Raw genomic sequence first — 24563 nt, forward strand, 5'->3', positions numbered from 1 at the left:
CCGCGATAAAACTGTTGTAGCGTCCAACTGTGCAAAAGTCATAGCGGGAGCGGGGTCAGTTAAATCATCTGCGGGGACATAAATAGCCTGTAATGACGTAATGCCGCCCTTGCGACTAACAGATCCGATTTCTAACACCTGCACTTTATATTTGCGTTGAATTACAGCCTTGACACTGTCAGGCGTCGCCCCCTCAGGCAAGTCAGTGACCAAAAGCGTTTTAGTAGCCATTGCCGCACCTCCTTGAATTTCATTAATAGATCCGTGCCATTTGCAAAATCAAAGAAAATCAAAGGGGACAGATTTATTTTCTGCGCACCCACAAGCAAAGTATCAACACAAACACCAAAAACCACACCTGACAGAAATTACAGTTTTTAATACTTATTCAGAACAACCAAAATTCTAAATAACCATAAGAGGCAACGAACACCGACTTACTTACACCCCCTCAGTCCCCTCAGATACATTCTCTGACACATCCCGCCTGCCTAAGCCTAACCACCTTCTAAGCTTCATCCATCAAAACAAGGACGTAGGAAGACCCATGCCCAGAACGGGACGCATCGTGCTACCCCACTACCCGCACCACATCGTGCAGCGCGGCCACAACAGGCAGGTTGTGTTCGCCGTACCGGCGGATTACGAACGCTATCTTTCTGACCTGCGCGAGTTCAAGGAAGCATTGGGTATAAAAGTTTATGCCTACTGCTTGATGACCAACCATGTCCACTTGCTGCTCGCCCCAGGGGAATCAACGTCCAGCCTTGGACAGCTCATGAAAGCCCTCGCCGGACGGATGACGCGGTATCGCAACAAGGTTGAGGGGAGGACCGGGACGCTGTGGGAAAGTCGCTACAAATCTAGCGTTGTTCAATCCGATACTTATCTATTGGCTTGCAGTCGATACATAGAGCTAAACCCAGTGCGAGCGCACATGGTGGCGCGTGCAGTAGATTATCGCTGGTCAAGTTTTGCTCTGCGTCTGAGCGATTTCTCTGAATCCACATGGCTGGACAAAGATCCCTGCTTTCTGGAGCTAGGGCCTACGGATGCCATAAGGCGTGAACGCTATAAATCGTTTGTTGAGATGGCGACACCCACCAATGAATTGCAACTCATCAGAGGTGCACTTCAACGGAGCCAACTGACTGGAAACACGAGATTCGTCGACGAAATCGAGAAAATCACCGGGAGACGAATTGACTTCAGAGCGCGAGGACGGCCCGAAAAAGATGCTTAACGTCAAAAGGGGGCGATTAAATAAATCTGTCCCCTTTTGATCAGGAAGCACGCAAGTCCAGCACACCTTCCACCCGTTTTTCACATTGAACGCCGTTCACAACGCCCAGCAGCGTGCCCTTGTAGTTATTGGCGAAGGCCGTGGGTTTCGTGTTGACTGTTACTTTGGTCTTTTCTGCCGAAAACGTCTGGTTAACCGACGTGAGATTTGAGCTTTGCCCTTGAAAGCCAGCGAACTGCACCACACCGCTAACCTTTCCCAACAAATCGCTGCGCACCGTCACCTCGACGTCAAAGGTTGCCCCTCTGACTATATCGGGGGTTATCAAAACTACAGCAACACCGTCGCAAGTGATTGGAGCTGCTTGCACCAGCACAGGTGGGCATAGAGCGGCAATCGACACAACGAATGCGCTGGCGATAGATTGATTCATGGTGCACCTTTCTTGAATACGGAGTCGTCGACAAAATTGCTTGAATACGGAGTCGTCGACAAAATTGCTGATAATCGAAAGGGGATGATTAAATAAATCTGTCCCCTTTGGAAAAACTAAATAGGAAACGTCGCGAAAGCAGTCGAACGTGGATCTCCACCACCAGACTTATCAAAAATAGTTAGTGCTGACATGGATAGCGAGCTGGAGTTCCCGACATTTATTGTAAAATGCTTCTCATAAAGCCTTGACACTCCATCCTGGTGAAGATTATCACCAGAGTTGAGTTGCTTCTCCCCGCCCGCATTGCCTTTGACATTGAGATTAATATTTGCCTTGTTACCACCCTGATTATTTCCCTTGTCAATTTTGTATGTTTCAGTTTGGACATTTACTTGAGTTCCGACTTTTTGAAAACGGAGTCTTAGCTCGCTTCTGAACCCTTCCGTAGATGATGTAAGGTATGTAGTTGTCCAGCCCACGGCTTCCGGATCAACTTGCGAATTCGAACTTGCAGATTGGTCGCTCATCTTGAAATCCCTTTATTTGGCAGTATCAAACATAAAACAACCCAAGGGGACAGATTTGTTTTCGCCCCTCCACCAGAAAAAGTATCGACATAAAAGCCTAAAACCACACCTGATAGAAATAACAGTTTTTAATAATTATTTAGAACAACTCAAATTCTGAATAGCCATAAGAACCTACGGCCGCAAACTCTTTTAACTCATTCTCTCCCCGAACCAACCAATCTCTCTCCGTCACTGCCCACATCCGCCGACACTGGATATCCCCCCAATCCCAATTATGCTCAAAGAAACCCCGCCCTCCCGCGAGGTCGGGAGTCTGTGCACGCTCCACGAAGCACCTGCTCCAGCACCAACCAAAGGCCTCGGGTACGCGACGTTGATGAAGTGCTCCGGCCTATAACAACAAGCACGACGGAGAACCCCCATGGCCGTACTCGACAGCATGTCCACCGGCAGTGCGCCGCATCCGCACCACAGTGTCAGCAAGGAGGAGCGCAAGGTCATCTTCGCGTCGTCACTCGGAACGGTGTTCGAGTGGTACGACTTCTACCTTTACGGCTCCCTCGCCGCGATCATCGCCAAGCACTTCTTTGCCGGGGTCAACGAGACCACTTCGTTCATCTTCGCCCTGCTCGCCTTTGCCGCCGGTTTTGCGGTGCGGCCGTTCGGGGCGGTGGTGTTCGGCCGGTTGGGCGACATGATCGGACGCAAGCACACGTTTCTGATCACGATTGTGATCATGGGTGTGTCGACGGCGATTGTGGGTTTCCTGCCGGGTTACGCGACCATCGGGGTCGCAGCGCCGATCATTCTGATTACCCTGCGGTTGCTGCAAGGTCTGGCGCTGGGCGGTGAATACGGCGGCGCGGCGACTTATGTGGCCGAGCATGCGCCGAAGGGTAAACGCGGGTATTTCACCTCGTGGATTCAGACCACCGCGACGCTCGGGCTGTTTCTCTCGCTGCTGGTGATTCTGGCCTGCCGCACCGCGCTGGGCACCGAGGCGTTCGAGGCCTGGGGCTGGCGGATTCCGTTTCTGCTGTCGATCCTGCTGCTGGCGGTGTCGGTGTACATCCGTCTGCAACTGAACGAGTCGCCGGTGTTCATGAAGATGAAGGCCGAAGGCAAGGCGTCGAAAGCGCCGCTGACCGAATCCTTCGCCCGTTGGGACAACCTGAAAATCGTAATCATGGCCCTGCTCGGCGGCACCGCCGGGCAAGCGGTGGTCTGGTACACCGGGCAGTTCTACGCGCTGTTTTTCCTGCTGCAAACCCTGAAGATCGACCCGCAGACCGCCAACCTGTTGATCGCCGGTTCGTTGCTGATCGGCACCCCGTTCTTCGTGATCTTCGGCAGTCTGTCGGACCGCATCGGGCGCAAGGGCATCATCATGGCCGGGTGCATTCTGGCGGCGGTGACCTACTTCCCGATCTTCCACGCGCTGACCCAGTACGGTAATCCCGACGTGTTCATCGCCCAGGAAAAGAACCCGGTCAAAGTGGTCGCCAGCCCTGACCAGTGCTCGTTCCAGTTCGATCCGGTGGGCAAGGCCAAATTCACCAGTTCGTGCGATCTGGCGAAAACCATCCTGGCCAAACGGGCGATCCCGTACGAAAACGTGGTGGCGGAACCGGGCACCGTGGCCCAGGTGCGCATTGGCGACAAGGTCATCGAAAGTTTCGAAGGCACGGCCATGCCGGCCGCCGACTTCAAGACCCGCAACGACGCCTTCACCGCCAGCCTCGGTACCGCTTTGAAAGAAGCCGGGTATCCGGAAAAGGCTGATCCGGCCAAGACCAATTACCCGATGGTCTTGCTCCTGCTGACCGTGCTAGTGATCTACGTGACCATGGTTTACGGCCCGATTGCGGCGTGGCTGGTCGAGCTGTTCCCGGCGCGCATCCGCTATACCTCGATGTCGCTGCCCTACCACATCGGTAACGGCTGGTTCGGCGGGTTCCTGCCGACCGTGGCATTCGCGATGGTCGCGGCCACCGGGGACATCTATTACGGCTTGTGGTACCCGATTGTCATCGCGGTGATGACGGCGATTCTCGGCATCTTCTTCATGCCGGAAACCAAGGATCGCGACATCCATCACACCTGAAACCGTGGCGGCCCTCTTTCATCGAGAGAGGGCCGTCAACGCACGTTGCGATACAGCATCAGCCGTGCGCTTTCGTGCAGTCCCCGGGTCAGCTCGACCAGCCGCTGAACCTCCTCGGGATGCGCATCGGCGACATTCTCCAGCGGTGTCGCCGATTTCAGGTCATGCAACGTCGGCGCGCTGCCGTCGTGTTGCATTTGCAGCAAGTGATCCTTGGTTACTCCGCCGATCAACGGGAATGTCCCTTCGCGCAACACCAGCGGCACCACCCGCTCGCCTTCGGGCGCCGGTTGCTGCAGGTCGCGGCCCATGGCGCGGTTGTCGAAAGAAACGCCGACCATGCCCGCCACGGTTGGCAGCAAATCGGCAAGCCCCACCGCCTCTTCGATCACCTTCGGCTTGAGCAGCCCCGGCGCGTGAATCAGCATCGGCACATGGTTACTTTCCAGCCCCAATTGCTCGAACGCGGGCGGCATGTGCGGGATGCGGCTGATGCGGGTGTTGTGATCGCCGAAGAACACGAAAATCGTGTTGTCGTAATAGCCACCGGCCTTGGCCAGTTCCATCAGTCGACCGATGTTGAAGTCCAGCAGCCGCACCGCGTTGTATTGCTCGACGCTGCGTGAGCCGGCGTTTTGCACCTGCTCCAGCGACAGGTTGCTGACCTCGAAGCCGTCGTTGTCCTTGGGAATGGTGAACGGCCGGTGATTGCCCGAGGTTTGTACGTAGGCGAAGAACGGTTTGTCCTTGGGCAGTGCGCGCAAAATCTCATCGCCTTCCTTGAACAGATCCAGATCGGAAATCCCCCACACATCCACCCGTGGCGAACGCCAGTCGCGCTCCTCGTACAGACGCACGCCGTCGATGCTTTGCTGGATCAGCGCATTGATGTTGGCCCAACCGGCGTTGCCGCCGATCATGTAGAGCTTCTGGTAATCGGTGAAGGCATTGATCAGCGTACGCTGGTTGGTGATCAGCGGATGCCGGGTGGCGGTTTCCTGCCGGGTGACGTCGGGGACGCCGGTGATGCTCGCCCACACGGTTTTCGCAGTGCCGGTGACCGGGACGTAGAAGTGTTTGAAGAACCAGCTCTCGTTTGCCAGCCGATCAAGGTTGGGCGTCGGGTTCAACGGGTTGCCATAGGCGCCCACCGCGCTGGTGCCGAGGGATTCGAGCATGACAAACATCACGTTCGGCGCTCGCTCACCCGCGACGCGATAAGGCTGCACGGCTTGCTGACGCTCAAATGTGAGGCTTTGCACATCCGGCCGATCCACCCCCAGATAACGGGAAATCACCGGGTAATGCGCCCGCACCTGCGACTCGTCGAATTGCGCCTGCCCGGCCTTGAGCGTGTCGTAGAGGAACAACACCGGGTTCAGGCCCACGGCGGCAATCTGTCCGTTGCCGGAAAAGAACGCATCGCTCCAGCGCAGAGGCACCGGGTTTTCCAGGTTGAGCTTGTCGACCCGGCCCAACAGCGCCAGCAGGACGGCCACCACGCCGAGCCCTGCGCCCACGGCGACTGAGCTGCGGCGGATCACTCGAGGTTCACGGGTCAGGGTCAACCGTTCCAGCCGTACAAATCCGTAGAACCACAGCGCCAGAACGGCGAGCCAACCCAGCGCAATCCAGAATACCGGATAGGTTTCCCGGACCATCTGCTGCGAGATCTGCGCATCCTCCAGATAACGCAGCACTGTGGCGTTGATCCGCACACCGAGGTAGGCGTAATGACCGAAGTCGATGATGTACACCAGACCGATCAGCCCCAATGCCAGCAACAGATAAACCCGGGCCACGCCTCGCAACAGCGGCACCGTGGTCAGGTTCCAGCGCGGCAACCATGCGAGCACCGCCAATGGCAGCACCATCAACAGCGCCAGTCTCAGGTCGAAGCGAAAACCGATGCCCAGGGTTTGCAGCCATTGCGGGTCGGCAAAGAACTGCGCGGCACCCACCCCGGAGAATCCGATCAGGAACACCAGCCGCAGCAACGCAAACAGCAGAAACGCCAGACCTGTCGCGCCCACGCCATAGCGCAGGCGACGCGATTGCAACCACCCCATCGTTTACCTCTGTGTTGTTCGTTGAGATGGCAGGAACTGCCACGCTGCCTTAATGCAAAGTCCAAATCCGGCGATCAGGCAATAACCCGCCAGCAAAGGGTCGATCAGGTAATCCCAATAGTTTTCGGAAGGCTTGAGGCGCAGCGCGAATGCCAACGTGGCCAGGGCCAGCATCGCCACGCCCAGCGCGTTACGCAACCACAGCAACACCAGTGTCGCCAGCCCGACAACCACGATCATCGGCCGTGGATTGAAGCCCCAACGGTAAGGATCGACATAGGTCAGGCCCATCGTCGCCGGGTACAACAGCGCCGTCAGCACCACGAACAGCCCCAGCACCTGCACTCGCGAAAACGTTCTCAAGGGTTGAACCACACCGAGGCGCAACAACGCGGCCCAGCCAAGAAACACCAGCGTGGTAATCGCCAGGTCATCGGTAAAGCTGCGCACATACGCAGCCAGCGGCAGGCCGTTGAGCGGAATGAAGCTGACCAGCGCCAGCATCGGCAACAGCCACGGACGCCAGCGCTGGGTGAATTGAAAGGAGCCCAGCAGAACAAAACCGAGCAGGATGAAACTCAAATGGGCTTGCCAGAGAAACAGCATCACAGGCGCTCCGCCAGCCAGGCATCGTTGAAGCTGACATGTTTGATGAAGGTGTTGTTCCAGGAATACACCAGGTGATACAGGCCATCGCGGCCACGGCTGAAGTACGGATATTCGTACTCGAATTCACAGCCTTCGGGCTTGCACACGCGGTAGTCGAGATTGCTCAGGAAACGTTGTTCCAGCGGCAAACGCTGCGCGCCGCTGGAGGCGCGAAAGCCTTCGCCAATGATCGCCTTGTAGGCCTCGGGCGAGAACGGCTGGCCGAGGGGATCGGGGGACTGGTCGAGTTCGATCACGTTGCGCCAGTCGTTGAGATTGGCATCGGTGCCGTACAGGCTGAGCTTGAAGCGACCGTCGCGCAGGTCATTGAGCGCCACCAGCAAACCGTCATCAGCGGTGCCCACCGCCGCCAGCGACGAATTGGGGTTGGCCGGTTCCAGCGGATAGGGTTCGCTCCAGGTCTGCCCGGCGTCCTCAGTGCGGCTGGCCAGCACCTTGTGATGGGTTTCACCGGCATAACGCAGCATCGCCACGGCGCGGCGCTCGTCCTGCGGCACGATGGTCGGTTGCAGCGAATGCTTGCCCCGGCTGATGCGGAATTTGTCGATCACGTCGCCGTCCGCGCTCAGATACAGGTATTCGGCGAACTTGCCCATGAACTCGTGATACACCGGCAGCCCGATCGAGCCATCGGCATGGAACACCGGCGCGGCGCGCACCAGGGTGCTGATGTTGAAGAACGGCGAGGTGATCAGCTGTCGCGGCGCCGTCCAGTTGCGCCCCAGATCATCGGAGACCATCACGTTGATCGCACTGGTGGCCCAGCCGCCGACGGACACCGACACGTAGAACATCCACAAGCGCTGATCCGGCGCGAGGGCAATCACCGGATTGCCGAGTTTGCGAATGTAGCGCTGGGTGCCGGCGACGGTGGATTCGCGGGTGGCCAGCACCTGTTCGGCGCCCCACTCTGCGGTTTTGGCGTTGAAACGCGCGGTGCGGATCTGCACGTCGGCGGCGCCTTCGCGGGAGCCGGCGAACCACACCGCCATCAGGTCGCCGCCGGGCAGTGCGGTGAGCGAAGACGAGTGCACGAAGTCATCCAGTTCCGAGGACACGAAACGGCTGCTGTACATCGGCTCGGCCGCATTCGCCGAAGTCTGGACCGCAGGCGTTTCAACCGCGAACGGCGCCAGCACATGCTCCGGGTGACTGCGCCACGCCGCGATAAAAATCAGGCTCACGGCAAGCGCGGCGACGATGAATCTCAAACGAAAGGACAAGGCACGCATAGGCAGCTCATGGCAGTTACGAGATGGCAAACCATCGAAAGAACATCCCTGTCACTGGCCCGGATCGTCCGGCAGACGACGCCGGCGCCCGGTGAGCATCGACAACGGCAGGTTGTCGCGCACTTGAACACTCTCAAACAGCGCCGCCACGATGTGCACGATCACCAGCGCCAGCAACGCATCGGCGGCGGTTTCGTGGACTTGCAACGGCCAGTCGGCGCCCCACAGGGCATCGATTTCTTCCATGGCCCAGCCGCTGAGGCCAATGGTCAGCATCGCCAGCAGCATCAAGATCATTACCAGCGCGCCAATCGGTGAATGCCCGAGTCGATGCTCGGGCCGCCCGGCGATCAGCGACCGGGCATGGGCCGCCAGCCGTGACGGCGTCGGCCAGAAGTCCGACCAGCGCGCACTGCGCGGCCCGACGAATCCCCACACCAGACGCACCAGCAGCCAGCCCATGGCGTAATAACCAAGCCAGACATGCCAGTCGTCACCGGCCTCATTGAAGAAGTAGTTGGCGGCAAAGACCCCGGCGATGGACAGGTGAAACACCCGCACCACCGGGTCCCAGAGGCGCAGGGAGTCCCGTGGCATCAGCCCTTGATCTCGGTTTTCACCGCTTTGCCGCTGACCGGATCGTGGTAGATCTCTACCTTGCGCTTGTCCTTGTCGAAGCCGTAGATCTCGTAGCAGTTGCCGTCGGTGACCTTGAACTTGCTGATTTCGTAACCCTGGGATTTCAGTTGTTCCTGAAACGCCTTCTGGTCCTGCCACTGCGAACGTTCGGCCGTGGTGCATTGCGGGCCGGCGACGGCCAGGGGGCTGGCGACAATCAGGGACAACAGCACAAGTTTGCGCATGGAAGCACTCTCGCTGGATGGGAAAGGCCTCACTGTGCAAAACCAAGCTTAACGAAAGCTTAGTTGGCAACGAGTCGTAACATCTTCGCCGGTTCAGGGACTGCCACGGCAGCAAGGCGAGCGGCATGATGCCGCCGGACACGCGCCCGATTTCCCACAGAGAAAATGCCATGCGCCTACTTCTGGTCGAAGATGACCGCGCCCTCGGCCAGGGCATCCGCGTCGCCCTGAGCAACGAGGGCTACACTCTCGACTGGTTGCAGGATGGCGTCAGTGCGCTGCACGCATTGCGCAGCGAAAGCTTCGATCTGTTGCTGCTCGACCTCGGCCTGCCTAGGCTCGACGGCTTGGCGCTGCTGCAACAATTGCGCGCCAGCCAGCATGATTTGCCGGTGTTGATCCTCACCGCTCGCGACGGCACCACCGAACGCATCGCCGGGCTGGACGCCGGCGCTGACGATTATCTGGTCAAGCCATTCGATGTCGATGAACTCAAGGCGCGCATCCGTGCCTTGCTGCGGCGCAGTCAGGGCCGTGCGCAACCGGTACTGGAACACGCCGGCGTCTGCCTCGACCCGATCAGCCAGCAAGTCACCTGGCGCGGCAGCACGGTGGTGGTCACGCCGATGGAATATCAACTGCTGCATCAACTGATGGCCCGCCCCGGCAAAGTCGTCACCCGCGAGCGCCTGTCGCGCACCTTGTACGGCTGGCAGGAACGGGTCGAAAGCAACACCCTGGAAGTGCTGATCCACAACCTGCGCAAGAAGCTTTCCGCCGAACTGATCCGCACCGTGCGCGGCGTGGGTTACGTCGTGGAGCTCAAGCCATGAACTCGATTCGCGCGCGGATTCTGCTGCCGGTGCTGTTTCTGGTTCTACTCGGCGATGTGTTGATCAGCTGGGCAGTGTTGCGCTACAGCCACCACGAAATCGAAGAAATCTACGACGCCCAGCTGGCGCAAAGTGCGCGCCTGCTGCAAGGCGTGCTGGCCCAGCGCGCACCCGGCGACAACGATTGGGAGCGCCTGCATCAGGCCTTCGACGAGGCGATGAGCCGAGACGGTGACGGCGATGGCGAGGCGGCGCATCCCTACGAGACGCGGCTGACCTTTCAGGTCTGGCGCAACGACGGCCAGTTGCTGATGCGCTCCGCCGAAGCCCCGATTCTGGATGCACCGCCCGCCACCCTCGGCGCCCATGACCTGATGGAAAACGGTCGCGACTGGTGCGCCTTCCTGCTCCAGGATCCGCGACAAGGCCTGTTGATCTGGGTCGGCGAGCGCGACGACATCCGCCAGGACCTGATCACCCGCATCGTCGGCCATACCCTGTGGCCGAGCCTGATCGGCGTGCCGCTGCTGACCATCCTGATCTGGCTGGCCATCGGCTGGGGTCTGCAGCCGTTGCGCGCCATGGCCCAATCGATTCGCGGCCGCGACACCGACACCCTGAAACCCCTGCACCTGAGCCCCCTGCCCCAGGACCTGGAGCCGATGCAGACCGCGCTCAACCGCCTGCTGCAACAGATCGACAACCTGCTGGCCCGGGAGCGACGCTTTATCGCCGACGCCGCCCACGAGCTGCGCACACCACTGGCAATCTTGCGGATTCACGCGCAGAACGCGCAGTTGGCCAACACCCCGCAACAACGCGAAGAAGCGCTGGAGTTTCTGGTCAGCGCCGTGGACCGCGCCACGCGCATCGCCAGCCAGTTGCTGACCATGGCGCGCATCGAACCGCGTCTGGCGTCCCCGCAAAATGCCCGCGTCGAGCTGACTGCACTGGTGCGTGAAGAACTGGCCGAGCTGACGCCGCTGGCCCTGGAAAAAGACGTCGAACTGATCCTCGACAGCGATCATCACTGCCCGGTCGACACCGATCCGGTAGCGTTGGCCATCGCTCTGCAAAATCTGGTAACCAATGCGCTGAACTTCGCCCCGCCCGGCAGCGAGGTGCGCGTGCAGGTGCAGCCACAGGCCTGCGGCGCGGTTTCGATCAGCGTCGAAGACGCCGGTCCCGGCATCGATGAGCAGCAATATGCGCGGTTGTTCGAACGTTTCTACAGCGAGGGTCACGCCAATGGCGCGGGTCTGGGACTGGCCATCGTGCAGATGATCGTGAGCAAGATCGGCAGCACTCTGCAGCTGTACAACCGGCCTGAGGGCGGGCTGTGCGCCGAGCTGCGAATCCCTGCGGGATCAACCGAACCTGCGCCGGGCATTTAACGAAATTTTCATGTTTGCCTGCCTATGATCCGGGCCTTCGTTGGGGAGTAACCTGCTTCCGAGCCCCTCGGTAGCGTTCGTATCAACATATTCGGCAACATGCCGTGGTGCGAACACCTTCTGGTTGGTGAGACCGACGACACATCCATGCCGAAAGTCGGGCGTGTGGTTGTGTCGTTGACTCATGGCCCGACTGGAAGTATTGCCCGTGAATCCTGTTTCCCTGATCTTCCTCGCACTCGCCATGTCCACGGATGCCTTCGCGGCCGCCATCGGCAAGGGCTCCAGCCTGCACAAACCACGCCTGACCGAAGCCCTGCGCACCGGTCTGATCTTCGGTGTCATCGAAGCGATCACCCCGGTCATCGGCTGGTTCATCGGCCAGGCCGCCACCCGCTGGGTGGAAAGCTGGGACCACTGGATCGCCTTCACTCTGCTCGTCGCTTTGGGCCTGCACATGATCTACAACGGCCTCAAGCATGAGGAAGCCGAAGAAGAAAAACCGGGGCAGCACTCGTTCTTCATCCTCGCCGTCACCGCCGTGGCCACCAGCATCGACGCACTGGCTGTCGGCGTCGGCCTGGCGTTCGTCGATGTGAACATCTGGGTGGCCGCTGCCGCCATCGGCCTGGCGACCATGACCATGGTCACCATTGGCGTGATGCTGGGTCGGGTGCTGGGCACCGTGGTCGGCAAGCGTGCGGAAATCGTCGGTGGCGTGGTGCTGATGATCGTCGGTGCGACGATTCTCTACGAACACCTTTCGGCCTGAACCTGAATGCCGTTGTCAGGGTGTCTGCAAACGCCCCGGCACTGTTGCAGAGGTCGGCGCGCCACTTGATGGCGCGTCGATTTCATCCAGGCTCAAGTGCGCGGTCTCCTTGAGGAAGAACGAGCAGACCGCCACAATCCCCAGCGCCACCGCCCCATAAACTGCAACGCCAAACGCGTTGTGGTTGTTGGCGATCAGAATGGCCGTAGCCGCACTCGATGCCGTCCCGCCACCCAGCGCGGCACCGATCTGGTACGCCGCCGACATCCCTGAATAACGCATATCCCGTGGGAACTGCTCGGCGAGAAACGCCGGGATCGGCCCCTGCGTCGCGCCCATGAACGCACCGATCACGATGTAGGCGAACGTCGACACCAACAGGCTTTTCAGCCCCACCAGCGGGAAGAACACGAAGAACCCGGCCGCCATGATGAACGCCCCGAGGATCATCACCTTGCGCCGGCCGATCCGGTCGGAGAGCAAGGCAAACAGCGGCGCAGTGATGACGATGGCGACGGACAACGCAATGTCGAAAATCAGCGCATCGGTGCTGCCATAGCCCAGTTGGGTGGCGTAGGACAGAAAGAACGTGCTGCCGATGTAAGCGATGGTCACGTAGCCAAACGCGATGCCAGTACACAACAGCATGGCCCGAGGTCGCGCACGCAACGCTTCAATCAACGGCATGCGCCCGTGTCCCTTTGACTCGCCCAGCGACTGCGCCGGTTTCTGCAACCGCGCATACAGCCCGACCAGCACCAGCACGCCGCCCAGCCAGAACGGAATACGCCAGGCAAAACCGGCAAGGTCGTCGTTCGCCGCCACGCTGACCACGGCGAACACCGCCGAGCCGAGAATCCCGCCGATGCCGATGCCCATGCTGGTGAAACTGCCCCACAGCCCTCGACGCCCCACGGGTGCCGACTCGATGCCGAACAGCGCGGCCCCGCCCCACTCGCCCCCGGCGGCAAATCCCTGCACCAGTCGCAACAGCACCAGCAAGGCCGGCGCGCCTGCGCCGATTGTTGCGTAGCCCGGCAGGCAACCGATCAGGAAGGTGCTGAGACCCATCAACAACAGCGTGATAACGAGCATTTTCTGCCGACCGAGTTTGTCGCCGTAATGCCCGAACACCATGCCGCCCAACGGCCGGGCGAAGAACCCCGCACCGAACGCGCCAAAGGCAACGAGGGTCGCGGTGAGCGGGTCCATCTGCGGGAAAAACACCTTGGGGAACACCAGCGCGGCGGCGGTGCCGTAGATCACGAAGTCATAAAACTCCAGGGCGGTGCCCATGCCGGAGACGAAGAAGGTTCTCAGCGCCGACGGTGAACCCGCCGTGCGTGCAGGGTGACTGGCCATGTTGGGGTGCTCCTCTTGTTGTTGTTTTTCGGGGCGTTGCTGCAAGGGTTTCAGAAGCGCTGGTAACCGTTGCGGGCCAGCTGTTTCGGGTTGCCGGCGGCAAATTCGAGCACACAGGATTCGGTGTCGATGCCAATGGTCAGCAAGGTTTCCCAGCGTTCGGTGGCCGGCATGCTCAGGTCGGGATGGAAGCAGATCGGCGCCTCTTCGCCGGCCGCACCGCACATGGCATCGGCACGGCGCACGAGGTCGCCCTCGGTCATGCCGCTCAGCAAGGCGTTGACGTGATTGATGCGCGCGTAGGTGGTCGAGGCGTCCGGCGTGCGTTCGCCAGCGCTCAGCTCCGGGTCGAGGAAATGGTTGGTGTGGGTGATCCAGCCTTCAGCGTTCGGCAACACCACGGCGGTGGCGGCCGGCGACATTTCGATGCTGCAGGCGCGGATTTTCGAGTCTTCGCGAGTGAATACCGTCAGCACCGTGGACGCACTGACCCGTGCCGAACGCGCCAGTTCGATGGCCTCATCGACACTGCGCGCCTGTTCCAGAATCCGCCGCGCAATCGCGTGCACCGGCACCCCGCCGCTGCCGTTGTCGCTGGCATGGTGAAGGATGTTGAAGTGCAGCCCGAGCCCGGCGCTGTTGACGCCGATCTTGCCGAGCATGCCGAACTCGGTGAACAGCTTGACGGTCATCCCGGCGTCGGTGGTCAGTTGCAGGATCAGGCCGTTGGGCACCAGCGTGTCGTGCCAGTCCCAGGTCTGGATGGTTTTCGGCGCCTGTGGGCCATGGGGCGCGAACACAGCGGTCGAGCATTCGCCTTCATTCGAGGGCATCACCGCCAGGATTTCGGTGCGGGCGTTCAGGGCCGCGAGTTGCCACAGCGGCAGATCCGCGCCTTCGGCCATGGCGACGATTTCCTCGGCCAGTGCCGGGCTCCAGTCTCCAAGGGCTTTCAGGCTGGCTTCGCCGATGGCGCGCACTTGCTGCGGCGGGATATCGAGCTGATTGAAAAAGTCGAGGTACAGCGCAACGGTCTGGCGAATCTGCGCGCTGAAGGCATCACCGATCTGGTGCCCACGGGTTTGCGGGTTGCGAGTGTCGGTGACGAAGCAATGAAGGTTCACGAAAGGTTTTCCTTTTTTTGGCGTTGTAATCGGAGTGCGGCTTACGGCTGGCGGCGATAGATTTCACGACCGGCGAAAAAGGTGTTGAGCACCTGGGTGTCGCGCAGGGCTTCGGGGGCGACCGTGAACACATCGCGGTCGAGCACGATCAGGTCGGCCTGTTTGCCGGGTTTGAGTGAGCCGATCTGGTCTTCCAGTCGCAGAACCTTGGCGGCATTGAGGGTGTAGGCCTGGAACATGACCTGGCGGTCGATGTCTTCGGCGGCGTTGAGCACGCCTTTCGGGCCCTTGCGGCTGACGGCCTGATAAATGGCTTTCCACGGCTCGGGCGTTGTGATCGGCCAGTCGCTGGCGCCGGCGATGGTGGCGCCCTGCTTGAGCAGCGAACGCGCCGGGTAGGTGTACATGAAGGCCATGGCGCTGACGTAGGGCTTGACCAGATCCATGCTCGACTCATCGGCACTGGCCCAGTACATCTGCATCGAGGCGATGACGTTCAGCGCCTTGAAGCGGGCGAACTCTTTCGGGTTGACCATTTGCAGGTGGGTGATCGAATGAGCGATGCCGCTCTGGCGATCCTTGCGCGCCTGCTCGATGCCGTTGAGGGATTCGCGTACCGCGCGGTCGCCGATGGCGTGGATGTGCACCAGCCAGCCACGGGCGTCGGCGGCGCTGACCAGTTCGCCAAAGTGCGCCGGGTCGATCAGCAGCTCGCCGGACTTCTTCGAGTTTTTGTATGGCTCCAGCATCGCCGCACTCTGTGCGGGCGACTCGGCCACGCCGTCGGCAAACACCTTGATGCCCGGCAGGGTCAGGTTATGTACGCCGAGGAACTGCTGGCGGACCTTGTCCAGTTCATCGAGATCCGCTGGCGTGGCTTTCGAATCCGCCATCAACAGTGCCGCAACGTGGGCAGTGAGTTCGCCGTTTTCCGAAAGCGTCTTGTACGTCGGCAGCACGCCCAGCGAATCGTTTTTCACGTCGGCCCCGGGCAGTTCGTTGGCCAGCGGGTCCATCCAACCGGTGATGCCCAGGCTCTTGTAGTAATCCAGCGCGGCGCGACCGCCCGCCAGCAGCGCTTCATCGGTCGGCGGCGGCAACAGGGCCTGTACCGGGTAAAGCCCGGCATCCACCATAAAACCGTTCGGTTGTCCGTCCGGATGATGACCGAGGGTGTCTTTCTCTTCGGGCTTGAGCGCCTGGATGCGCGCAGCATCGATGCCGGCGCGTTTGAGCATCGCCTGATTGGCCCAGCCGGTGTGCAGGTCCCAGCCCAGCAGCAACAACGGCTGATCGGCCCACTCGCCCTGATTGAAACGTTGCTCCAGCGCGTCGGTCTGGTTCCAGTAAGTCGAGGGCAATCCGCCGACGCTGAGGAACTCGCCGCGCCGGGCCTTGCCGTCCTCACGCCATTGGCGCAAGCGCGATTCCAGTTCATCGAGCGGCAGTAGCTGCCCGTCGAGATTGGCCTGCAGCATCTGCAGGCCGCCCTTGATCGTGTGGGAGTGAGAGTCGATGAAACCGGGCATCACTACTTTGCCGCCCAGATCGATCAGCCGGGTGTCGGCGGTCTTCAGGCGCAGCACTTGCGCATTCGAGCCGACCGCGACGACCTTGTCACCTTCGATGGCGATGGCCTGCTGCAACGGCTGGCCGGGTTCGGCGGTGTAGATTTTCGCGTTGTGCAGGATCAGATCGGTGGCCGCCAGACTTTCCAGCGAGGCACAGGCCAGTGCGGACGACACCATCAGGGTCAGAAGCTGCCTCATGAGCGTTCTCGTTATTTTTGTTAGGCTGAGGCCAGATTAGCCAAGCCCGCCGAATAACTGAATGCCGTCTCACGCACAACTTCTGTGCCCATCAGGAATAGATCAATGGACAAAATGAGCGCCCTGACCATGTTCGTCGCCACCGCCGAGCACGGTAATTTCAGCCGTGCCGCCGAGGTGCTCGGCAACACGCCGTCGGCCCTGACCAAGGCCGTAGCGCAACTGGAAGAGGAACTCGGCAGCCGCTTGTTCGACCGCACGACACGACGCATGGCGCTGACCGAAGCCGGGCGGATCTATCTGGAAGGCGCGCGTCAGGCGCTGTTGCAACTGCAACTGGCCAGCGAAGGTGTCGAACAGCTCAAGCACGAATTGCGCGGTGAGTTGCGCATCATCGCCCCGCCCTCCTTCGCCCCGGCCTTTCTCAATCAGGTGTGCTGCCGCTTTCTGAACGAGCATCCGCAGGTGAATCTGGAAGTGGATCTGAGCGACAACTACGACGACCCGGTGGATGGCAGCTACGACCTGGCGCTGCGTGACGGGCCGATCGATCTGCCGGGAGTGATCGCCCAGCCGCTGGTGGAAAACCGCGTGCAGCTCTGCGCCAGCCCGGCCTATCTGGCGCGCAAGGGCAGCGATGTGTCGCTGGACAACTACCACCAGCACGACTGGCTGATCTTCCGTCACCCGCTGCTCAACCGGCATTTCTGGTGGGTCAAGCAAGGCGAGCGACGCTTGCGCATGACCCAGCCGACCCCGCGCATCGCCAGTGACAATTACGATTTCCTGTTGGCCTGCCTGCTCGACGGCCAGGGCCTGCAATTTCTCCCGCAGTGGAGCGCCGCGCCGTATCTCGCCCGGGGCGAACTGGTGGAATTGATGCCTGAATACTGGCGTGAACCCAGCGCTTTCGGCCCGTGGATCTACGTGCTGTATCAGGCCCATCGGCGCAATACACGCAAGGTCAAGGTGTTCATCGATTTCCTGAAGGCGCATTGGCAAGCGGGGTAATCCGTTTGTGTCATGTCGCTGTCATTCTCGGTTGCTAACGTCCTCGCGCCTCTTTGCCCCGACTGCCAAGGTGACCTTCCCGGTGTACTCAAGCCCGACGCGCCAGACCATCATTCTCAGATCCGCCGACATGTCCTGCGACGACTTCGGTGCGCTGTTCTCCCGCATGTTCGGCAATCGTTATGGCGACACACCGCCGCCGCCCAAGGACATCATCATCGGCGGCGTCTACGGCCGGCACGACGGCGTCAGTTTCCGGCGCATGCATTACCGGGGCGATTTCACCGTAGCGTTCCCCGAGCCCTACGATGAAATCACCTTTGTGATTCCCACCGCCGGCCGGATCATCTTCAACGACTCCGCCGAATCCCTGGGCCTGCCCCACATCGGGCTGGCCATCGACAAGGCGGATTTGCGCTCGATGCGTTTCGTCGACAATCATGCCCAGCACGGCATGTCGATCAGCCGCGCGGCGCTCACCGAGCGCCTGTCGTCACTGCTGGGCCGACCGATCGTGCACAAGCTGCATTTCGAGCCGCGGGTGGATCTGAACAGCCCGGCGTTTCAGGGCATTCGTGCACTGATCGACCTGGCCACCGGCACCGAATTCGACCTGTTGTTGAACGCCGGTTCGCTGATGCCGTCGCGCCTGCGGGAAATGCTGGTGGACGCGGTGCTGGAAGCCTGGCCGCACAATTTCAGCGAAGCCTTGCGCCGACCCGAGGCGCAGATCGCACCTCGGCATGTGAAGCAAGCCATCGAATACATTCAGGCGCATCCCGAGCAACTGGTCAGCGGGACGGATCTGGCGGGGCTGGTGAACGTCAGCCTGCGGGCCTTGCAGGAAGGCTTCCGGCGGTTCGTCGGGACGTCGATTGTGGCGTACCAGCGCCAGGTCAGGCTGGAACGTGCCTGCGAAGCGTTGAAGCACGGCCCATCGTCATCGGTGACCGACGTGGCCCTGCAATACGGATTCAGTAACGTCGGCCGGTTCTGCCAGTACTTTCAGGACGCCTACGGCGTGAGCCCCGCAGAAATGCGAAAAGGACTGCGCTGAGGCAGTCCTTTTTCTTCACCTTCAAATTGATCAGAACTGATAACTGGCCTTGAGCCCGCCGCTAAAACCGTGGCTGTCGCCGCCACCGCTGGTACCGACTTCGGCGCCCAGGCTCAGCGCGCCGAGGCTGGCCATCAGGTTGACGCCGCCGCTGAACTGATCGCGGTTGTCGAACGCCGCGCGCTGTTCGATATCCAGCCCCAGCAGATGGCCTTCGCTGTCGACCTGATGATCACCGAGCACACGCTCGTAGCCGACCCGCACGCCCGGCACCAGTTGCCACGCGCCCATCGGCATCGGAGCAAACGAGACGTCAAGATTGGCCACGGCGCTGCGACGGGTTTGCTGGAGGCTGTCGACGTCGAGGGCCAGTTCGCTGCCCTTCTCCTGAAAGCCCGACAGGTCCAGACGACTGACGCGCACGCCGAAGCTCGGCTCCAGAACCACATCGTTCATCGGCAGGCGATAACCCAGCGCCAGCGTGGCGCCGCTGAGGTTGCCGTGGGTGTCGCCCTTCGCCGAACCGAGACCACCGCCGAGGTCGCGCTTGCTGTCGTAGTCGACGTAACCGGCGCTGAGATTGGCATCGGCAAACAAACCACGTTCCAGACTGGTGAAACCGTAACGGGCACCCAGATTGAGGAAAGTGAAGTCGGTATCAGCCTCGCCGCCCGCCCCGCCGACGGTACCTTTGCTGTAACCAATCCCGCCCCGGGCGCTGAGTTGCTCGGAGAAGCGCTGGGTAACGCCGACCATCAGGCCCTGGCTGTGTTCGTTGCTGCTTTGCGCATGGGCCGAACCTTCGGTGCCGAGGTAACCGGCGAGCGCGGTGCTCCACAAGCGGTATTGGCCGACCCTGAGGTCGGTGCCGCTGGCGAATGGCGCGGCGGCTTGCTCGATCATCGCGTTCTGACGCAGCAGGTAACTGGCCGCATCGGCGTGCACCTGACCGCCAACCGTAGACTCGACGCCGCCCAGAGTGCCGGCGTCGATGGCCGATTGCAGGTAGTAGTTGTAGGCGCTGTAGGTGCCCGACAGCTTGCTGTTCTGCAATTCCTGTAACAGTTGCGCACCGGCGGCGGCGTTGCCGACCAGTCCGACCTGGCCCGGCAGACTGTTGTACTCGACCATTTTGCCGCGCAGCACATAAATGGTTTCCTGGGACAGACCCAGACCCTGCTTGAGGTAGTTGTCCATGCTGCCGTATTGCGCGGTCACCTGATCCAGACCCGCTTGCAGGTAACTCGCCTCCACGCCCAGCAGCGGCGCATAGACCGCGGCCATGCTCGGCGGCATCATCGCCAGCGTCTTGGCCACGCGGGCGGCGGTGTAGTCGTTGGTCGCCAGGTAGTTGCTCATGATCGTCGCGTTGTCGACCCCGGCGATGCTTTGCAGCACGGCGGCGGTCCAGCCGGTGCGGTCCTTGCCGGCGGTGCAGTGGAACAGCGCGGCGCCGTCGACGCCCGCCAGTTCGTTGAACAGCACGCCCAGCTGACCGCGCATGCCGGCGTCGCTGACAAAGGCGCGGTTGGTCTCCTGCATCATCGCAATCGCATCGGCCGCGCTCTTGAACGAGACCGTGGTGATGTTCGCGCCCGAAGTGGTGGCGCCGATGATGTCGATGTTTTGATAGGTTGCGCCGCTGATCATCGTGTCCGGCGTGGCCGCGATTTCGCTGGGGGTGCGCAGGTCAAAAACCGCCTTGATCCCCAGACCGCTGAGGGTCGCCAGGTCCGACGCCGTCGGCGTCAGCGCGTTGGAGCGGTAGAACACACCGGCGCGCATCGTGCCGTCATGGGTCGTCGAGTAGGCCGTGGTGATACCGGCGACATCGCGGAAGTTGTCGATGCCCTGCAGGCGCGGGGTATCAAGGTCGGCCGCGTGGGCGGCGGCAATGGACAGACTCAACACGGACAGCGAACACAGAAGACGTGGAAACACGATGCAGCCTCATTGGAAACCGGTTGGGCTGCCCACTATCTACAACGAAATGTGACTGAATATGGCAAATCTGCGAAAAGCGTAAATGGCGGCGCGATCTGTCCGGCGGGCGCGCGTTCTGTCCGTCAGGCAGGCTAAATCCCTGTCGATCTTTGACGTTTTTTTTGCAAGAGGCAGGGTAAAGTGCCCTCTCCGGCCATCCTGGAAGCAGTCAATGAACCTCCAAAGCCCTCAAGACGCCGACGATGAAGTCCTCAATCAGGCGGCGCACTGGTGCCTGCGTCTGCAAGACGAAACCTGCACGCCTGACGAACGCCAGGCCTTCCAGCAATGGATTCAGAGCAGCCCGCGCCACGCCTTCGAGTACGCGAAGATGCTTGAGGTCTGGGAGTTGAGCGATCAATTGCCCGACGAGCACGACAAGTCGAAGAAACGCAAAGCCACGACGCTGCCCTGCAGCTTCGAAGAGTTTCAACGCAACCTGGCGCAGCGCAACTAGTGCGCCGCGCCCGGGCCGCTCACTCCAGCGGCCTGCCTGCGGTCTCCCGCACCATCGCCAGCCCCGCCAGGGTCAGGCACAGACACGTCATCACATACAGCGCAGGCGCGTTGTTGTTGCCGGTCAGACCGATCAGCCCGGTGGCAAAGAACTGCGCAAACCCGCCAAACACCGACACACCCAGGCAATAGATGATCGACAGTCCCGACGCGCGAATCTTGCGGGGGAACATCTCCGTCACCAGCACCAGCGTCGGCACGGTGATCAGCACCAGAAACAATGTGGTGACCATCGAAACACCCAGCAGCGTGCCCAGGGTCGGAAAGCGGTTCATCAACATGAACGCCGGATAGATCAGCAACAGCATCGGAATGCAGCCCAATGCGATGGTGCGGCGACGACCGATGCGGTCGCTCAGTCGACCGGCCCAGATCGACAGACTGATTTGCACCAGCGCGCCAAGACACGCAGCCGTGGTGCCCATGGTCATCGGCAGGTGCAGCACGCTGACGGTGTAGTTGGTCATGTAATCGAGCACGATGTAGCTGGACGCCGTGCTGCCGATGACCAGCAGCACGCCGGTCAGCAGGACTTTGCGATAGTCCCGGAAAATCAGGCGCAGGCCGGAGGTGACGCCATCGCCCGGCGGTTCCTGCTCGGCAGTTTCATCGAGGTGGCGACGGATATACAGCCCCACCGGAATCACCAGCATCCCCAGTACGAACGGCAATCGCCAGCCCCAGCTTTCAAGGGATTCGGCCGACAAGGTCGAACTCAACCCCAGCGCCACCAGCGCGCCGAACATGAAGCTCAAGCCCTGGCTGAACAGCTGCCAGCTCCCGTAGAAACCTCGGTTTTTGTCGTCGGCGTATTCCATCAGCATCGCCGTGGAGGCCCCCACTTCGCCGCCCATCGCAAACCCTTGAACCAATCGCGCCAGCACAATCAGCACCGGTGCCGCGAGGCCGATCTGCGCGTAGGTGGGGGCGATGGCAAACAGCAGCGAACCGAGCGCCATCAGCCACAGCGTGAGCATCATCGCCGGTTTGCGCCCGACCCGGTCGGCGTAGGCACCGAGCACGATCCCACCGATCGGGCGCATGCCGAAGCCGACGCCGAACGTGGCCAGTGACAGCAGCAATTGCCCCAGCGTGCTCTCTACCGGGAAAAACTGCCGGCCAATGAGCGTGGCGAAAAAGCTGTAGACAGAAAAATCATAGAACTCGAGGCCGGAGCCGATGGTGATCGCGGCAATGGCCCGCGCACCGATGGGTTTGCGCGTCGCGACTGCAGTGGCCGCGGCGCTGGTAATGGCAGTGGACATGGGGCGAATTCCTGAAGTTGTCGAAGCGGATCAGGCCAGGAAGGCTTCCACCAGTCGCACCCAGTAACTGGCGCCGGTCGCCAGGCAATCGTCGTTGAAGTCGTAACCGGGGTTATGCACCATGCAGCCGCCCTCCCCGTCGCCATTGCCGATCAGCAGATAACAGCCGGGGCAGCGCTGCAGCATGACCGCGAAATCTTCGCTGCCGGTCAGCGGTTTCATGTTCGGGATCAGCCCTTCCTCGCCCACCCAATCGATCGCCACTTGCCGCGCAAAAGCAGTCTTGGCTTCATCGTTGAACAGCGCCGGGAAGCGTTGTGCCTCGTCCACATCCACCGTCGCCCGCGCCCCGAAACCGCTGGCCTGGGCCTGGGCAATGCGGGTGATGCGCTCAATCAATTCGTCACGCACCGAGGCCTTGAGTGCACGCACGCTCAACTGCAGCTCGGCGTGATCGGGAATCACGTTGGCGGCGATCCCGGCATGAAAGGCACCCACCGTCACCACCGCCGTGTCCAGCGGATCGACAGTGCGCGAAACGATGCTCTGCAATGCCATGACAATCGCCGCCCCGGCCAGCACCGGATCCACCGCCTTGTGCGGCATCGCGCCGTGGCCGCCAACACCATCGACACGGATGGTCACGGTATCGGTGGAGGCCATGAACGGCCCTTCGAGAAAGCCCAGCTTGCCCACCGGCAACCCCGGCATGTTGTGCATGGCGAACACCGCGTCGCACGGGAACAGTTCAAACAAACCGTCATCGAGCATGCGTTGCGCGCCGCCATCGCCTTCTTCGGCAGGCTGGAAGATCACCACCAGCGAACCGTCGAAGTCGCGGCTTTCGGCCAGATAACGCGCCGCCGCCAGCAGCATCGCCGTGTGCCCGTCGTGCCCGCAGGCGTGCATCACGCCTTCGTGGCGGCTGGAATACGGCAGCCCGGTCTGCTCGATGATCGGCAGCGCATCCATGTCGGCGCGCAAGCCGATCATCTTGCCGCCGCTGCCCTGGCGCAGCAGGCCGACCACGCCGGTGCCGCCGAGTCCGCGATGCACCTCATAGCCCCATTCGCTCAGCTTGCCCGCCACCAGATCGGCGGTGGCGAACTCTTCGAAGCTCAGTTCCGGGTAGGCGTGAATGTGTTGGCGCAGCGCGATCATTTCTTCTTCGAGCGCACGGATACCGGGCAGTGCAGGCAGGTCGGTCATCAGCAGGTTCCTTGTTTTTATGGGGGCGTTTTCGGGTGTTCGACTGATACCCTGCGATCCTAATGACTTGCCGAATGCCGCGGCAGTCGCAAAAAATGGGGGCTGAAAACCGTGGGTTTACACCGTCACAACGGGAGAAAAGGATGAAGCTGCATCAACTGCGAGCGCTGGTGATGATTGCCGACTGCGGCAGCATTCGAGCGGCGGCGCGGCAACTGGGGGTTTCGCAGACTGCCGTGGCCAAGGCCCTGCGCGAACTGGAAGAACACCTGCAATTGCCGCTGCTGGTGCGCAATGCCAGCGGCGTGGTGCTGACCGCTTACGGTCAGTCGCTGCTGCAGCATGCGCGGCAGATGCTGAGTCAGCTCGAGCGCGCGCAACTGGAGCTGACGCACCTGAGCGATCAGGCCCAGGGCCAGTTGCGCCTGGGCATCTCGCCGTGGATGGGCATGACCCTGTTGCCGGAGGTCGTCACCCTGTTCCGCCAGCGCATGCCGCAAGTGCGTCTGGAGATCTTCGAAGGCCTGATGGCCGTGGCCCTGCCAAAACTGCGCGACGGCACCATGGAGTTCGCGGTGGGCCTGGTCTCGTCGCTGCTGCCGCGTCCGGAGTTCGTCAGCGAACCGATCTTCTCCTACCGCATGGCGGTGGTCGCCCGCCACGAGCACCCGTTGCGCAAGGCTGACTCCATCCACCAACTGCTCGATCAGGACTGGGTGGTCAACTACCCCGACGCCAGCCACGAAGGCTTGATGACCGAGCTGTTCTGGCAACACGGCGCGCAGATCGACCTGCAACACATTCACCGCGCCCACTCGCCGCAACTGACCCTGTCGCTGATCGAGCAGACCGACATGCTCAGCTACTTTCCCGAACCGATGCTGACAGTGCCCGGCTACCGTGAACGCGTGGCCCGGCTCGATCTGGCCGAGACGTTCGCCAACGATATCATCGGCATCGTCACCCCGCGCAACGCCCCGCTGGGGGCGGCGGCGCAGTGTTTTGTCGATTGCCTGCTGCAAGTGATCCGCCGCCGTGCACGCTCGGCGAGGCCGGAAGATGTCGAGTTGTTCGATACGTTGGGGTTGTTGATCTGACGTCGTTCAAGGTTAAGATTCGGCC

Annotated in this window: 22 protein-coding genes and 1 pseudogene; 9 read left to right on the forward strand and 14 right to left on the reverse strand. The window is 61.2% G+C overall.

Going from position 1 to position 24563, the window contains the following annotated elements; genetic code table 11:
* Positions 1–117 (reverse strand): annotated as a pseudogene (locus ACKLNA_RS07035) (hypothetical protein); the annotation flags it as partial.
* 430 nt (positions 118–547) lie between these two features.
* On the opposite strand from ACKLNA_RS07035, the gene ACKLNA_RS07040 reads away from it, so the two are divergent.
* Complete coding sequence (locus ACKLNA_RS07040; RefSeq protein ID WP_408985373.1) at positions 548–1243, forward strand: transposase; 696 nt, start codon at positions 548–550, stop codon at positions 1241–1243.
* Positions 1244–1283: 40 nt separating this feature from the next.
* On the opposite strand, the gene ACKLNA_RS07045 is transcribed toward ACKLNA_RS07040, so the two are convergent.
* Together ACKLNA_RS07045 and ACKLNA_RS07050 are read right to left on the reverse strand one after the other, a co-directional pair.
* Complete coding sequence (locus ACKLNA_RS07045) at positions 1284–1676, reverse strand: hypothetical protein (protein WP_408985374.1); 393 nt, start codon at positions 1674–1676, stop codon at positions 1284–1286.
* A 116-nt stretch (positions 1677–1792) separates the two neighbouring features.
* Positions 1793–2206, reverse strand: a complete 414-nt coding sequence (locus ACKLNA_RS07050) for a hypothetical protein (protein WP_408985375.1) — start codon at positions 2204–2206, stop codon at positions 1793–1795.
* Positions 2207–2630: 424 nt separating this feature from the next.
* Here ACKLNA_RS07050 and ACKLNA_RS07055 point away from each other — a divergent pair, with 424 nt between their 5' ends.
* The gene (locus ACKLNA_RS07055) at positions 2631–4313 is read left to right on the forward strand and encodes an MFS transporter (RefSeq protein ID WP_085708394.1); all 1683 of its coding nucleotides are present in this window, start codon (positions 2631–2633) and stop codon (positions 4311–4313) included.
* Between the two features lie 35 nt (positions 4314–4348).
* Here ACKLNA_RS07055 and ACKLNA_RS07060 read toward each other — a convergent pair whose 3' ends face one another.
* From ACKLNA_RS07060 to ACKLNA_RS07080, 5 genes are read right to left on the reverse strand one after another with little or no spacing between them, the layout of a single operon-like run.
* Positions 4349–6382 (reverse strand): LTA synthase family protein, encoded by a 2034-nt coding sequence (locus ACKLNA_RS07060; protein WP_408985376.1) that lies wholly within the window; start codon positions 6380–6382, stop codon positions 4349–4351.
* 3 nt (positions 6383–6385) lie between these two features.
* On the reverse strand, positions 6386–6988 hold the full coding sequence (locus ACKLNA_RS07065; RefSeq protein ID WP_408985377.1) for a hypothetical protein: 603 nt from the start codon (positions 6986–6988) through the stop codon (positions 6386–6388).
* Positions 6988–8283: an exo-alpha-sialidase gene (locus tag ACKLNA_RS07070; RefSeq protein ID WP_408985378.1), complete on the reverse strand. Its 1296-nt coding sequence runs from the start codon at positions 8281–8283 to the stop codon at positions 6988–6990. Before ACKLNA_RS07070 ends, ACKLNA_RS07065 begins: the two co-directional genes overlap by 1 nt.
* A gap of 51 nt (positions 8284–8334) precedes the next feature.
* Positions 8335–8880: a cytochrome b/b6 domain-containing protein gene (locus ACKLNA_RS07075; RefSeq protein ID WP_408985379.1), complete on the reverse strand. Its 546-nt coding sequence runs from the start codon at positions 8878–8880 to the stop codon at positions 8335–8337.
* Positions 8880–9146, reverse strand: a complete 267-nt coding sequence (locus ACKLNA_RS07080; RefSeq protein WP_114882494.1) for a PepSY domain-containing protein — start codon at positions 9144–9146, stop codon at positions 8880–8882. Before ACKLNA_RS07080 ends, ACKLNA_RS07075 begins: the two co-directional genes overlap by 1 nt.
* Positions 9147–9316: 170 nt before the next feature.
* Between ACKLNA_RS07080 and ACKLNA_RS07085 the strand changes: the two genes are divergently transcribed.
* From ACKLNA_RS07085 to mntP, 3 genes are all read left to right on the forward strand, one after another.
* Positions 9317–9979, forward strand: a complete 663-nt coding sequence (locus tag ACKLNA_RS07085; protein ID WP_408985380.1) for a response regulator — start codon at positions 9317–9319, stop codon at positions 9977–9979.
* Positions 9976–11373 carry an ATP-binding protein gene (locus ACKLNA_RS07090; protein ID WP_408985381.1) on the forward strand — a complete coding sequence of 466 codons (1398 nt, stop codon included), beginning with the start codon at positions 9976–9978 and terminating at the stop codon, positions 11371–11373. The genes ACKLNA_RS07085 and ACKLNA_RS07090 overlap by 4 nt, the downstream gene beginning before the upstream one ends.
* Before the next feature lie 208 nt (positions 11374–11581).
* Positions 11582–12145 (forward strand): manganese efflux pump MntP, encoded by a 564-nt coding sequence (gene mntP / locus ACKLNA_RS07095; protein ID WP_085708402.1) that lies wholly within the window; start codon positions 11582–11584, stop codon positions 12143–12145.
* Between the two features lie 15 nt (positions 12146–12160).
* On the opposite strand, the gene ACKLNA_RS07100 is transcribed toward mntP, so the two are convergent.
* The 3 genes from ACKLNA_RS07100 to ACKLNA_RS07110 are packed head-to-tail and all read right to left on the reverse strand — an operon-like array spanning position 12161 to position 16400.
* Complete coding sequence (locus ACKLNA_RS07100; protein ID WP_408985382.1) at positions 12161–13507, reverse strand: MFS transporter; 1347 nt, start codon at positions 13505–13507, stop codon at positions 12161–12163.
* 50 nt (positions 13508–13557) lie between these two features.
* Positions 13558–14631, reverse strand: coding sequence for a C45 family autoproteolytic acyltransferase/hydolase (locus ACKLNA_RS07105; protein ID WP_408985383.1), 1074 nt, complete (start codon positions 14629–14631; stop codon positions 13558–13560).
* A 41-nt stretch (positions 14632–14672) separates the two neighbouring features.
* On the reverse strand, positions 14673–16400 hold the full coding sequence (locus tag ACKLNA_RS07110; protein ID WP_408985384.1) for an amidohydrolase: 1728 nt from the start codon (positions 16398–16400) through the stop codon (positions 14673–14675).
* A gap of 105 nt (positions 16401–16505) precedes the next feature.
* Between ACKLNA_RS07110 and ACKLNA_RS07115 the strand changes: the two genes are divergently transcribed.
* Complete coding sequence (locus tag ACKLNA_RS07115) at positions 16506–17411, forward strand: LysR family transcriptional regulator (protein ID WP_248741361.1); 906 nt, start codon at positions 16506–16508, stop codon at positions 17409–17411.
* Between the two features lie 82 nt (positions 17412–17493).
* Complete coding sequence (locus ACKLNA_RS07120) at positions 17494–18468, forward strand: AraC family transcriptional regulator (protein WP_408985385.1); 975 nt, start codon at positions 17494–17496, stop codon at positions 18466–18468.
* A 30-nt stretch (positions 18469–18498) separates the two neighbouring features.
* Here ACKLNA_RS07120 and ACKLNA_RS07125 read toward each other — a convergent pair whose 3' ends face one another.
* Complete coding sequence (locus ACKLNA_RS07125; protein ID WP_408985386.1) at positions 18499–20409, reverse strand: tyrosine-protein phosphatase; 1911 nt, start codon at positions 20407–20409, stop codon at positions 18499–18501.
* A 214-nt stretch (positions 20410–20623) separates the two neighbouring features.
* On the opposite strand from ACKLNA_RS07125, the gene ACKLNA_RS07130 reads away from it, so the two are divergent.
* The gene (locus ACKLNA_RS07130; protein WP_408985387.1) at positions 20624–20908 is read left to right on the forward strand and encodes a FecR/PupR family sigma factor regulator; all 285 of its coding nucleotides are present in this window, start codon (positions 20624–20626) and stop codon (positions 20906–20908) included.
* Between the two features lie 19 nt (positions 20909–20927).
* Here the strand turns inward: ACKLNA_RS07130 and ACKLNA_RS07135 are convergent, their stop codons facing one another.
* A complete protein-coding gene (locus tag ACKLNA_RS07135) occupies positions 20928–22232 on the reverse strand; it encodes an MFS transporter (RefSeq protein WP_408985388.1) in 1305 nt (434 codons plus the stop codon).
* Between the two features lie 30 nt (positions 22233–22262).
* Positions 22263–23441: a M20 aminoacylase family protein gene (locus ACKLNA_RS07140; protein ID WP_408985389.1), complete on the reverse strand. Its 1179-nt coding sequence runs from the start codon at positions 23439–23441 to the stop codon at positions 22263–22265.
* A gap of 143 nt (positions 23442–23584) precedes the next feature.
* Between ACKLNA_RS07140 and ACKLNA_RS07145 the strand changes: the two genes are divergently transcribed.
* Positions 23585–24538 (forward strand): LysR family transcriptional regulator, encoded by a 954-nt coding sequence (locus ACKLNA_RS07145; RefSeq protein ID WP_408985390.1) that lies wholly within the window; start codon positions 23585–23587, stop codon positions 24536–24538.
* The last annotated feature ends 25 nt before the right edge of the window (positions 24539–24563 follow it).

This window comes from Pseudomonas sp. UV AK001 (assembly GCF_046097675.1).
Lineage (GTDB): Bacteria > Pseudomonadota > Gammaproteobacteria > Pseudomonadales > Pseudomonadaceae > Aquipseudomonas > Aquipseudomonas kribbensis.

What these genes read in the sequence shown, in the direction of transcription:
- ACKLNA_RS07040 (WP_408985373.1), top strand. Translation starts at nt 548, where the DNA reads ATGCCCAGAACGGGACGCATCGTGCTACCCCACTACCCGCACCACATC.
- ACKLNA_RS07075 (WP_408985379.1), bottom strand. Translation starts at nt 8,880, where the DNA reads ATGCCACGGGACTCCCTGCGCCTCTGGGACCCGGTGGTGCGGGTGTTT.
- ACKLNA_RS07065 (WP_408985377.1), bottom strand. Translation starts at nt 6,988, where the DNA reads ATGCTGTTTCTCTGGCAAGCCCATTTGAGTTTCATCCTGCTCGGTTTT.
- ACKLNA_RS07070 (WP_408985378.1), bottom strand. Translation starts at nt 8,283, where the DNA reads ATGCGTGCCTTGTCCTTTCGTTTGAGATTCATCGTCGCCGCGCTTGCC.
- ACKLNA_RS07110 (WP_408985384.1), bottom strand. Translation starts at nt 16,400, where the DNA reads ATGAGGCAGCTTCTGACCCTGATGGTGTCGTCCGCACTGGCCTGTGCC.
- ACKLNA_RS07080 (WP_114882494.1), bottom strand. Translation starts at nt 9,146, where the DNA reads ATGCGCAAACTTGTGCTGTTGTCCCTGATTGTCGCCAGCCCCCTGGCC.
- ACKLNA_RS07145 (WP_408985390.1), top strand. Translation starts at nt 23,585, where the DNA reads ATGAAGCTGCATCAACTGCGAGCGCTGGTGATGATTGCCGACTGCGGC.
- ACKLNA_RS07055 (WP_085708394.1), top strand. Translation starts at nt 2,631, where the DNA reads ATGGCCGTACTCGACAGCATGTCCACCGGCAGTGCGCCGCATCCGCAC.
- ACKLNA_RS07045 (WP_408985374.1), bottom strand. Translation starts at nt 1,676, where the DNA reads ATGAATCAATCTATCGCCAGCGCATTCGTTGTGTCGATTGCCGCTCTA.
- ACKLNA_RS07100 (WP_408985382.1), bottom strand. Translation starts at nt 13,507, where the DNA reads ATGGCCAGTCACCCTGCACGCACGGCGGGTTCACCGTCGGCGCTGAGA.
- ACKLNA_RS07090 (WP_408985381.1), top strand. Translation starts at nt 9,976, where the DNA reads ATGAACTCGATTCGCGCGCGGATTCTGCTGCCGGTGCTGTTTCTGGTT.
- ACKLNA_RS07135 (WP_408985388.1), bottom strand. Translation starts at nt 22,232, where the DNA reads ATGTCCACTGCCATTACCAGCGCCGCGGCCACTGCAGTCGCGACGCGC.
- ACKLNA_RS07085 (WP_408985380.1), top strand. Translation starts at nt 9,317, where the DNA reads ATGCGCCTACTTCTGGTCGAAGATGACCGCGCCCTCGGCCAGGGCATC.
- ACKLNA_RS07140 (WP_408985389.1), bottom strand. Translation starts at nt 23,441, where the DNA reads ATGACCGACCTGCCTGCACTGCCCGGTATCCGTGCGCTCGAAGAAGAA.
- ACKLNA_RS07115 (WP_248741361.1), top strand. Translation starts at nt 16,506, where the DNA reads ATGGACAAAATGAGCGCCCTGACCATGTTCGTCGCCACCGCCGAGCAC.
- ACKLNA_RS07060 (WP_408985376.1), bottom strand. Translation starts at nt 6,382, where the DNA reads ATGGGGTGGTTGCAATCGCGTCGCCTGCGCTATGGCGTGGGCGCGACA.
- ACKLNA_RS07050 (WP_408985375.1), bottom strand. Translation starts at nt 2,206, where the DNA reads ATGAGCGACCAATCTGCAAGTTCGAATTCGCAAGTTGATCCGGAAGCC.
- ACKLNA_RS07130 (WP_408985387.1), top strand. Translation starts at nt 20,624, where the DNA reads ATGAACCTCCAAAGCCCTCAAGACGCCGACGATGAAGTCCTCAATCAG.